The 4292-nt window shown below is 65.0% G+C and carries 6 protein-coding genes; 4 read left to right on the plus strand and 2 right to left on the minus strand.

All coding sequences use genetic code 11. The annotated features are described in order from the left end of the window. The first annotated feature begins 60 nt into the window (after positions 1 to 60). The 3 genes from B6V76_RS19535 to B6V76_RS19545 all read left to right on the plus strand — a co-directional run bounded on the left by B6V76_RS19535 (position 61) and on the right by B6V76_RS19545 (position 2209). Entirely contained in the window at positions 61 to 705 is a 645-nt protein-coding gene (locus B6V76_RS19535) for a nucleoside triphosphate hydrolase (protein WP_088728321.1), read from the plus strand. Positions 706 to 740: 35 nt separating this feature from the next. Next, positions 741 to 1397: a fructose-6-phosphate aldolase gene (gene fsa / locus B6V76_RS19540; protein ID WP_088728322.1), complete on the plus strand. Its 657-nt coding sequence runs from the start codon at positions 741 to 743 to the stop codon at positions 1395 to 1397. Between the two features lie 392 nt (positions 1398 to 1789). Beyond that, a complete protein-coding gene (locus B6V76_RS19545) occupies positions 1790 to 2209 on the plus strand; it encodes a CBS domain-containing protein (RefSeq protein WP_088720618.1) in 420 nt (139 codons plus the stop codon). Between the two features lie 42 nt (positions 2210 to 2251). Here B6V76_RS19545 and B6V76_RS19550 read toward each other — a convergent pair whose 3' ends face one another. After that, positions 2252 to 2533 (minus strand): glucose-6-phosphate isomerase, encoded by a 282-nt coding sequence (locus tag B6V76_RS19550; RefSeq protein ID WP_088725856.1) that lies wholly within the window; start codon positions 2531 to 2533, stop codon positions 2252 to 2254. 359 nt (positions 2534 to 2892) lie between these two features. On the opposite strand from B6V76_RS19550, the gene B6V76_RS19555 reads away from it, so the two are divergent. After that, on the plus strand, positions 2893 to 3681 hold the full coding sequence (locus B6V76_RS19555) for a redoxin domain-containing protein (RefSeq protein ID WP_141104964.1): 789 nt from the start codon (positions 2893 to 2895) through the stop codon (positions 3679 to 3681). Positions 3682 to 3981: 300 nt separating this feature from the next. Here the strand turns inward: B6V76_RS19555 and tnpA are convergent. Then, on the minus strand, positions 3982 to 4292 hold a 311-nt coding region (tnpA, locus tag B6V76_RS19560; protein ID WP_141104965.1), incomplete at its 5' end, for an IS200/IS605 family transposase.

Genomic DNA, 4292 nt, shown 5'->3' on the forward strand with positions numbered 1-4292 from the left:
GCCGTCGCCTTCATGACCGGCGCCAAAACCCCCGACGGCGCGACAGAGGCGGCCTGAGCGATGAGCACGACCGAGGCACAGCTGGAGGCCATTCTCGATCTGGTGGACAGGCAGCCCCGCGACCACGGGCGGGCTCTGATTGGCATCGCGGGGCCGCCCGGCTCGGGGAAATCGACGATGGCCGAAGCCGTGACCGCGGCGCTGAACGCCCGCGGGCGGTCGGTGGATGCGGCGGCGCTTGTGCCGATGGACGGGTTCCATCTCGACAATGAAGAACTCGACAGGCGGAACTTGCGCGCGGTGAAAGGCGCGCCCGAGACCTTCGACGTCGCCGGGTTCAAGGCATTGGTGCGCCGGTTGCGCGATGACGGGAGGGAGATCCGCTACCCGCTGTTCAGCCGCACGCAGGACCGGACGCTTCCGGAGGCCGGCGTGTTGAGCCCGGACCGGCGGATCGTGATCGTCGAGGGGAATTACCTGCTGTTCGGCGGCGGCGACTGGGCCGGGCTCGCGCCGTTGTTCGACGCGACGGTGATGCTCGCGCCGCCCATGGAGGTGCTCAAGTCCCGGCTCGTCGCGCGCTGGATCGAGCACGGGCTATCCCCCGAGGACGCGCTTGCCCGGGCCAGCCGGAACGACCTCGAAAACGCGCGCCGCGTGCTTGAGCAGAGCGTCGAGGCCGACCTCATCCTCACCGGTCACTGAACCGTCCAGCCGAGTTGACGACGAAAGGAAACGACATGAAGATTTTCGCTGACACCGCCGATATCGAGGCGATCCGCGCGCTTGCGGAGGCGCATCTGATCGACGGGGTGACCACCAATCCGAGCCTGATCGCCAAGAGTGGTGCGCATATCCGCGACGCGATCGCCGAGATCGCCGCGATGGTCGATGGCCCGGTTTCCGCCGAAGTCGCGGGCACCGATTACGAGACGATGATGCGCGAGGCGGAAGTGCTCGGGAAGATTGCGCCCAATGTCTGCATCAAGGTGCCGCTCACGATGGCGGGGCTCCGGGCTTGCCGCACGCTGCGGGAAGAGGGCCGTGAGACCAACGTGACGCTGTGCTTCTCGGTGAACCAGGCGCTCCTCGCGGCGAAGGCTGGCGCGACCTATGTCTCGCCCTTCGTCGGTCGCCTCGACGATATCAACCTCGACGGCACCCAGCTGCTGCGCGATATTCGGCAGGTCTTCGACGCCTATCCCACGCTCGATACGCAGATACTGGCGGCGTCCCTGCGATCCGCAAACCACGTCACCGGCGCCTTGCTGGCCGGGGCGGATGCCGGCACGATGCCGCCCGCCTTGATCGAGGCGCTCGTCAAGCATCCGCTGACCGACAAGGGGCTCGAAACCTTCACCGCGGACTGGGCTGCGACGGGGCAGAGCATCCTCTGATCCGGGTCGGGGTTATCGCGACGCAAGCGCGGCTGCCACCGGACGTCGCCCGTGAGCGACGCCCGGCTTCGCACGCCGACAATGACGAAGGACCATCCCGCAAACTGCGAGCTCCGCACGTGGGCGCCTGAGTTCGCATAGCCGAGATGGCCCTTCGATCGACAGATCTCCTTGTGTCCACGGCTCGACCATCTGCGGTTTGCATCTCTCGATGCCTCTCCCGGATAGCGTTCCGTTTCCACTCCTCCCATCGATGTCTTCACTCTCGCGGATTCGCGGCGTCCCGGCATTGACGCTCGACAAGGCGCGGGGCTGAAGAGTGCTGATCGCGGTCAATGCGCGCCGCCCCGGGTGGGGCAAGCTGCGGGTCTGACTCGGTTCAGGAGGATGCCATGAAAATCAGTGACGCGATGCACGAGCCCGCCGCATGGGCCGATGCCGACACCCCGGTCAAGGAAATCGCCCTGCAGATGGAGAAGGACGATATTGGCGCCGTGCCGATCGGCAAGGACGACAAGCTCATCGGCATGATTACCGATCGGGATCTCGCGCTGCGCGTGGTGGCGAAGGGGCTCGACCCGGCGAAGACCCGCGCCGAAGAGGTGATGACGCCCGGGGTCGTCTATTGCCGCACCGACGAGACGATCGAGGACGCGGTGCACCTGATGGATCAGCGCAAGATCCGCAGGCTACCGGTGCTGGACGACAAGAAGCGGCTGGTCGGGATGTTGAGCCTCGGAGACGTGGCGCACGGGACGTCGTTGCAGATCGTGGGCGAGATGACCCGCGCCGTCGCCAATCACCACAAGTGAGTGCGACGGGGGCAGCCTGAACGCCTCGCCCCTTGGCCTGTCTCAGCGCGGGCAATCGGCGACGTAATAGGTGCCGTCGCCGTTCGAATAGGCGCAGCGATCGGTGACGCTGTTCTGCGCCACCAGAACGCCGGCCGCGGCTCCCGCAAGCGCCGCGATGATCCGCCAGTCCCGGTTCGCCTCCAGCGCGTCGGCGGTGATCAACCCGGCCGCGGCCCCCGCGGTCAGCCCGACCGCCGTGCGCTGCTGCGGCGTCAAGGTTTCGCAGCCCGGCAAAAGCGTCAGAACGACCAGCGTGGCGGGCAGAAATCTACGGCATGTCATCGGAGATGTCCTTTCGTTGCAGACAAGCCCCGCGAGGGTCGCGTGCCGCCGCGCGCCGGTCATTGTCGAGCGTCAAGCCTTCGCGGGCGGTGCGGGCCCCGTGTCGAAAGGCCGCTGCTCGGGCGTCGTCAATGCCTCCCTCCGCCAAGATGGGAAGTTGCAGCCTTCACGAGCGGTCCGCGGTGGGCCGCCTCTTGCGTTCACGAGATCGAAGATCACCTTAGCGTCTGCCGCGACCGCCCAGCCGGTCGAAAAAGCGAACGTTTTGCAAATTTTCGCCACATTCTGCAAAAAATCACAAGTTTCCGAAAACGCGACGCAAACCCCGGCCTCAACCGCCGGTGATACCGGTTTACGTCGTGGCGAAGACCGGCTGCGACGTTGAACGAGGAGGAGGTTCGATGAGTCAGCAATTCTTCGCCCCCAAGGACAGCACCGGACGACCGATCAGGCTGCCTGTCGCCTACCGGAGAACGGTCAAATGGCTGCCCAAAATTGGCGACATCTTCCCGAATTTCACGCTTCCGAGCACGCAGGGAGACATCGATTTCTGGCCCTGGGCGGAAGGCAACTGGGTGCTGCTCTTCGGCCATCCCGCTGCGAATACAGCTGTGTGCACCACGGAAATCGGCGCGCTGGCGCAGAACGAGAAAGCGTTCAGACGGCTCGGCGCGAAGGTGCTCGGGCTGACGGGATCGAGCGTGGACGAGCAACTGTCATGGCACGCCGACATCGAAAAGCTGTATGACGCGCGGGTCTGGTTCCCGACCGCTGCCGACATCGGTGGAGATTTCGCGTCGCTCTTCGGGATGGTCCATGAAAAGGAGCACCAATCCTGGCCGGTCCGCAAATCCTTCCTGTTGGATCCGCAAATGAAAATCCGGATGATTTTCGAATATCCGATCTATGTCGGTAGAAGCGTCGAGGAGACGCTCCGCGTGATCGAAGCCGTGAAACTCCATAGCTCGACCGGGCTCGCGACGCCCTCCGACTGGTTCGAGGGCGACCCGGTGATCATACCCGACACAATGGAGGAAGCCGAGGTCCAGCGTCTCGTCGGCAGCAGGTGGGGATATGTCCTGCCCTATCTCCGAGTGGCGCCGCGGCTGGAAAATCCGCGACAGAAAACGCGGTGGTGCGAGCTCTGATGCCGGTGGGGTATGTCTTTATCGGCAGCTTGGTGGGCCATGTCTGCCTCGTGCTCACGCTTTTGCAGGGCGGTTCGATCTGGCTCTCGCTGCTCGTCGACGTCGTCGCGGGGCTGGCAGCGGTTCTCATCTTGCTCGTCGTCCAATCGGCGTCGCGATGGTGGCAAGATCGACGCAGGCGAGCGCGCAAAGCAAAAACGGCTTGTCGCGGCGGCCAAGCTACGCACGGACCCCAAAAGACCTCACCACAAGCCCCTTCCAACCTGCGGGATTGGTGGGGAGCCCGCAGGGCTGGTGAGGTCAGTCAGGTCGCTCCTGCGAGCGGACATATTCCTTGATCGTTTCCAGCGGGGCGCTGCCACAGCTGCTGACGAAGTAGCTTGGAGACCAGAGAGCGCCGCCAAGGCGTTTCAGGCTCGGGAAGTCCCTCCGGAGACGCCGCGAGGTGGTGGTCTTCACCGCGTTTGCGAAGCCGGCGACCGCCTCGGCGGGCGGCAACGAGAACAGGATGTGGATGTGATCGGCCTCCGCGCCGAACTCCTCCAGCGCGCCGCCGCGAACATCGCAGCGCTCCCGGATCGCGACCTCTGCCGCCTTCAGCATTTCGGATG

Origin of the sequence: Thioclava sp. IC9 (assembly GCF_002213225.1) — a bacterium.
Classification (GTDB): Bacteria; Pseudomonadota; Alphaproteobacteria; order Rhodobacterales; family Rhodobacteraceae; genus Thioclava; species Thioclava nitratireducens.